Raw genomic sequence first — 6,609 nt, forward strand, 5'->3', positions numbered from 1 at the left:
TATGTTTTTATGTGTATTGGGAGTTTATCCAATAATAGAAAATATTGGGGGAGAACCTATTGAAAAAGAATCACAAATTTAGTCTACTTTTAGTTCTAACGATTATTATGTCACTATTTCTAGCCGCTTGTGCGGGTGGTAGTGATACAAAGGATGAAGGCAAAAAAGACGATGCTACTAAAGATGAAGGAAAAACAGAAGATGCTTCATCTGATGGAGCATCAGACGGCGGAGATTTAGTTATCGCTACACTTTCAGACGCAGCTCTATTAGATCCACAACGTTCAACAGATGTTCCTTCAGCAAATATCCAAACGAATCTCTTTGAAGGACTCGTTACAAAAGACAAAGACTCTAACATTGTGGAATCCCTTGCAGTTAGTTGGGAACCAGTTGATGAGACAACTTGGGAATTCAAACTTCGTGAAGGAGTTAAATTTCATGACGGCGAAGATTTAAACGCTGAAGCAGTAAAGAAAAGTTTCGCTCGTATTCAAGATCCTGATGTTGCAGCACCACGTGCATTCATCTTCGAAATGATTACAGACGTTACAGTAATCGATGATTTAACAGTACAAATCAAAACTGAGTATCCATTTGCACCATTACTCGCTCACCTTTCTCACCCAGCTGGTGTGATTGTAAGTCCCAAACAAATCGATTTAGAATATGAAGCTATGAAAAACGGTGAAGAACCAAGTTCAGTTATGAACGAAAACCCAATTGGAACTGGTTTCTTTAAGTTTGAGAGCTGGGTTCCAGGAACAGAAATCGTTTTAGTTAAAAACGAAGACTACTGGGGCGATAAAGTTCATGTTGATAAAGTAACATTTAAAGTAATTCCAGAAGGCGGTACTCGTGTTGCAGAACTTAAAACAGGAAACGCTCAAATCATCGAGCCTGTTCAACCAAACGAAGTTGCTGACCTGAATAGCACGGATAATGTAACAGTAGATGAAAAAGTATCTTCATCACTTAACTATCTTGGATTCAATATGGATAAAAAACCATTTGATGATGTACGAGTACGTCAAGCAATTACAATGCTCGTTAACGTAGACGAAGTATTAGAAGGCGTATACGAAGGATTCGGAATAACTGCAAACGGTCCTTTGGCTCCTGGCGTATTCGGATATAACTCTTCATCCAAACCAATTGGTTATGATGTTGAAAAGGCAAAAGAACTTCTTAAAGAAGCTGGCTTAGAAGATGGATTTAAAACGACAATTTGGACAAACGATAACCAACAACGTATGGACATTGCAGTAATTCTTCAACAAGCACTTGCAGAAGTAAATATTGAAGTTGATATTCAAGTTCTTGAGTGGGGAGCTTACTTAGCAAACACAGCTGAAGGAGAACACGAAATGTTCATTCTTGGACTTTCAAACCCTGTTGGCGATGCTGACTACTTCTTAACACAATTGTTCCACTCAGATAATAAAGGAGTATCAGGAAACCGTTCATTCTATGACAATCCTGAACTCGACAAATTACTTGAAGATGGCCGTAAAGAAATTGACGAAACAGCTCGTCAAGACTTTTACGACAAAGCACAAGAAATTTTAATCGAGGATGCACCAATGATTTTCATGCAACACCAAGCTTATTTAACAGGTGTTAGCGGAGATATCGAAGGATACTGGATCGACACTTCAGGATATTATAAACTACAAGATGTAAAGTTCGTTAAATAAGATTTTTCAAAAAGTCAAAGTGCCTGTAAGTCGGATTATCCGGATTATACAGGCACTTTTTTATAACTATTCAACGGTAATTAATACCATAATTGAAGGACACTGGATTGATACTTCCGGTTATTATAAATTAAAAGACGTTAAGTTTATTGATTAATCGGATGGGTATTGTTAATTTTTTAGAATTTTGGTATTAATTGAAAGTAAAGAAAATAACCGTTCACACAATTTTATAAATACCGATTGTCCAAAGCGAACTTCTATGCTATATTCATTTGACTGTTGTTTTTAAACAACAGTCAAAAAATATCTAAAGGGGGAACAAATTGGATGAAAAGTAAGCATAGTTTGAAGTGGTTATTAGTACTGGTATTGGCAATGACTATGATACTTGCAGCATGTGCAGGTGGATCAGACAGCAGTGAAAAAGATACTAGCAAAGAGCCAGATAAGGAAACAGACAAAGATACAGAAGAAGTAGATGAAGAGGAAGAGGAAGACGCAACTGAAGCAGACGGAGACGGTGGCGGAGATTTAGTCATTGCAGTACTTTCTGATGCATCTTCACTTGACCCTGCTGGTTCTAACGATGTTCCATCATCTGTTGTACAAGCAAACATTTATGAAACACTTGTCAACCGAGATGATGAAAACAATATCATTGAAGGACTTGCTGAATCATGGGAACCGATTGATGATACAACATATGAATTCAAATTACGTCAGGACGTTAAGTTCCATGACGGCGAACCATTCACTGCAGATGCAGTAAAAGCAAACCTTGATCGTATTCGTGATCCAGAAGTTGCATCACCACGATTTTTCTTATTTGAAATGATCACGGATGTTGCAGTTGTTGACGACCATACAGTACGTATTACTACTGAATATCCATTCGCACCACTTCTTGCTCACCTTTCACACAGCGGTGGCGCTATGGTAAGTCCTAAGTCAATCGAAGCGGACTATGCAGCAATTACTGGTGAAGTAAAAGCTGGATCAGTCATTACAGAAGAACCTGTAGGAACTGGTTATTTCAAATTTGATAGCTGGACTCCTGGTTCAGAAATCAAGCTTGTTAAAAACGATGAGTACTGGGGCGATAAAGTTCATGTCGACTCTGTAACTTTCAAAGTTATTCCCGAAAGCGCAACACGTAATGCAGATTTAGAGCGTGGTTTTGTTCATATTGCAGATCCGGTTCAGCCTGTAGAAGTTGAGGGCATTAACAACAGTGAACATTCTGCAGTAAATCAAAAAGCATCTTCAAGTCTTTCTTATATTGGATTCAATACAGAGAAAAAACCTTTCGATGATCCAAAAGTACGTAAAGCAATTTCAATGATGGTCAATAAAGAAGAAATTATTGAAGGTGTTTACGACGGATTTGGAATTCCTGCAAAAGGACCTCTTGCACCAGGAATTTTCGGATTTAATGACGATGCAAAGCCTACTGAATACAATGTCGAAGAAGCGAAAAAGCTACTTGCAGAAGCAGGATTAGCAGATGGCTTTAAGACGAAGTTATGGACGAATGACAATCCACAACGTATGGATACTGCAATCATTCTTCAAGACAGTTTGAAGCAGTTGAATATTGATGTTGAAATTGAAGTAATGGAATTTGGTGCTTACTTGGAAAAAACAGCTGAGGGAGAACACGATATGTTCATCCTTGGGTGGTCAAACCCTACTGGTGATGCGGATTATGGTATGTATGCATTGTTCCACTCATCACAAAAAGGTAACCCAGGTAACCGTTCATTCTACGAAAATCCTGAAGTTGACAAACTTCTTGAACAAGGCCGTCGTGAATCCAACCCGGATGAGCGTCTGAATCTTTACAACAAGATTCAAGAATATCTAATTGAAGACGCACCAATGGTTTATATTCACCACCAGGAATACTTAACAGGTGTGAGTAAAGAAATCACTGGTTTCTCAATCGATACTTCTGGTATCTACCAATTACAAGAAGTGAAGTTTGTAAAATAATAAAGAGTATTTTAAAAGGTCATGGATTAAATTCCATGACCTTTTTCTCACCCGTGAATGTCCGAATACTCAAACTTCATATTTCTATTTCTGTCGGCGGCTTGCCTTTCTTATTTATGAGTCGAACTGAATCGGGCGTGATTTTCAAGATAATTAAATCCGGATCATCTGGACCGCTAAACCAAGGTTTCATATGATCGTTCCATATCTTCTTTTTTAACTCTTGATCATCCGTGAGGCTAACGGTTCCTTCTATATCAAGATAATCATCTCCCATTCCTTTGCCTTCATATCCTATTAATACGTGCGTATGAGGATTTTCTTCAAGTTCATCTACTTTCTCCGTTTGTTTCGAAGTTGCAGTGTAAAGTGTAAACTCATCACTAAAAAAAGTCATATATCTCGAGTTCGGCTTATTCTGTTGAATTGTTGCCATTGTGCCTACAAAGCTTTCTTTCAAAATTTTTAATGCTGAATCTTTTGCGTTCATAAGTGTCTACTCCCCTTTTCAATGTTGTCGTAGTTTACCACTCTAAACAGTAAATTAAACATGTATCATTTTTCGAATGCATAAGATTTCTAAATATAAGTATATTTCTGAAAATCGATTGTCATTCTATTTATACATGCTATACTATTTAATACATATTGCTTTAGTCGGCAATAGATTATGAAGGAATAGGGGGAATGTTAAAATTGATGAAAATGACTACTAGTAAATGGCTTCTTACCATTATTCTATTATTATCCATGGTTCTCGGAGCTTGCGCAGGCGGTACGGACAGTGAAGATACTACCAGTAAAGAGCCGAGCAAAGAGCCTGACAAAGAAGTTGTTGACGAAACTACTGAAGAGCCCGAAGAAGGCGGTGATTTGGTTCTCGCAGTCCATACAGATGCATCTACACTCGATCCATCAGGTTCTAACGACGTTCCGTCCACGAATGTTCAATACAATATCTTTGAAAATCTTGTGAAACGTGATGATGATAACAACATTGTTCCAAGCCTAGCTGAGAGTTGGGAAGCAATTGACGAAACAACATTCGAATTTAAATTGCGTCAAGGTGTAAAGTTTCATGATGGAGAGGATTTTAATGCCGAAGCTGTAAAGGCTAGTCTTGATCGTATTCTTGATCCTGAAGTTGCTTCATCTAAATTTAATACATTCAACATGATTACAAGTGTTGATATTGTAGATGAATTTACCGTTCGAATTGTTACGGAATATCCTTTTTCACCAATCCTTGCCCATCTTTCCCATAGTGGTGGAGCAATCATTAGCCCCAAATCTGTTGAAGCAGATTACGCTGCAATGGATAACGGCGAGGAGGCTGGTTCTGTAATAGCATTCAACCCAGTCGGAACAGGATTTTTTAAATTTGAGAGTTGGGAGCCTGGTGATGAAATAAAACTCATTAGAAATGAAGACTATTGGGGAGATAAAGCACATGTTGACTCCGTTACATTCAGAGTCATCCCTGAAAGTGCTACACGAAACTCAGATTTAGAACGTGGATTCGTTCAAATTGTAGATCCTGTTCAACCAAGTGAAGTTGAAGCTCTAAACAGCAGTGACTTTGCTACAGTTTTACAAACACCATCAACCGCTCTTACTCATCTTGGATTTAACACAGAAAGAGCCCCTTTCGATAATGTAAAAGTTCGACAAGCCATTACGATGATGGTCAACAAACAAGAAATTATTGACGGTGTCTATGAAGGATTTGCGATTCCAGCAGATGGCCCGCTTGCTCCTAAATCGTTCGGCTACGACCCTGACGTTATTGGTCTTGAATACAATGTTGAGGAAGCCAAAAAGTTAATGAGCGAAGCTGGTCATGCCGATGGTTTTAAAGCAACGATTTGGACAAACGACAATCCACAACGTATCGATATGGCGGTTATTTTACAAGACGTTTTAAAAGAACTAAAAATCGATATAACTGTCGAACAAATGGAGTTTGGAGCATATCTAGACAAACTTCGTTCTGGTGAACATGATATGTACATGTTAAGTTGGGGGAACTCATTGGCTGACGCAGATAATGGTTTGTATTCCCTATTCCATTCGACCGTTATAGGCGTTCCACCAAATGCTGTATTCTACGGAACCGATGTTATAGATGATTTGTTAAACAAAGGTCGTCTCGCCTCAGATCCTGAAGAACGTATGACGATATACAAAGAAGCTCAGAAGGTATTAATAGAAGATGCTCCGATGATATATTTGAATCACCCAGAATATTTAACGGGCATTAGTAACACTATTACCGGTTTTAAAGTGGATTCATCCAACACGTATTTGTTGCAAGATGTTAAGTTTGTAAAGTAAAACAGGTTCTTTGTCAAATAACGTTGGTGAAGAATTTTAGTCGATGATAATTGATTTATATTAGGACTGTTTAGAATGTCAGGAAAACTGATTTTCTAAACAGTCTCTTTATATAGTGAATCAAATAGCCGGTCTCTCTCCGTTCCAGATGGCGCTTTCCGCGGGCACGGCTTCAGTCTCCTCGTCGCGAAAACCGCGCTCCTGTGGGGCCTTCAGCTCGCGCTGTTCCCGCAGGAGTCGCCATCTTGCACTCCAAGAAACCTGAAATGTACTTTTAAATAGAGTGAAAACTAATCACTTTTCAAGACAGATTAGGCTGCTTCCAAGTGTAGTTGTCTTAAATTAGATTCAACAGGCTTTAATTTAAAGTGAATTAAAATACGCTTTTTATAATTCATGAAATTTCTATAGCCATAAGCGACGCGATTTAGAACTTTAATCTTATTGTTAATACCTTCAATACGTCCATTATTGTAAGAATAAATAAAGCTATTCTCGATGTAAGAAAGGTGTCCCCTAAGTGTCTTTAAACTCGTTCTCATATAACCAGAAATAAGTGGATTTACTGACTCAGCCAGGTGAA

At 38.2% G+C, this 6,609-nt stretch carries 5 protein-coding genes; 3 read left to right on the top strand and 2 right to left on the bottom strand.

Going from position 1 to position 6,609, the window contains the following annotated elements:
* Positions 1–59 precede the first annotated feature (59 nt).
* Both ACFSFY_RS14060 and ACFSFY_RS14065 read left to right on the top strand, forming a co-directional pair.
* A complete protein-coding gene (locus ACFSFY_RS14060; protein ID WP_381539037.1) occupies positions 60–1,697 on the top strand; it encodes a glutathione ABC transporter substrate-binding protein in 1,638 nt (545 codons plus the stop codon).
* A 330-nt stretch (positions 1,698–2,027) separates the two neighbouring features.
* Positions 2,028–3,692 (top strand): glutathione ABC transporter substrate-binding protein, encoded by a 1,665-nt coding sequence (locus tag ACFSFY_RS14065; RefSeq protein WP_381539039.1) that lies wholly within the window; start codon positions 2,028–2,030, stop codon positions 3,690–3,692.
* Between the two features lie 76 nt (positions 3,693–3,768).
* Here the strand turns inward: ACFSFY_RS14065 and ACFSFY_RS14070 are convergent, their stop codons facing one another.
* A complete protein-coding gene (locus ACFSFY_RS14070; RefSeq protein ID WP_381539041.1) occupies positions 3,769–4,182 on the bottom strand; it encodes a pyridoxamine 5'-phosphate oxidase family protein in 414 nt (137 codons plus the stop codon).
* Positions 4,183–4,391: 209 nt separating this feature from the next.
* Between ACFSFY_RS14070 and ACFSFY_RS14075 the strand changes: the two genes are divergently transcribed.
* On the top strand, positions 4,392–6,026 hold the full coding sequence (locus ACFSFY_RS14075) for a glutathione ABC transporter substrate-binding protein (protein WP_381539088.1): 1,635 nt from the start codon (positions 4,392–4,394) through the stop codon (positions 6,024–6,026).
* A gap of 311 nt (positions 6,027–6,337) precedes the next feature.
* On the opposite strand, the gene ACFSFY_RS14080 is transcribed toward ACFSFY_RS14075, so the two are convergent.
* Positions 6,338–6,609, bottom strand: a 272-nt coding sequence (locus ACFSFY_RS14080) for a transposase (protein WP_381539042.1), incomplete at its 5' end; no start/stop codon positions are given.

Source organism: Sporosarcina siberiensis, assembly GCF_042681925.1.
GTDB lineage: Bacteria > Bacillota > Bacilli > Bacillales_A > Planococcaceae > Sporosarcina > Sporosarcina siberiensis.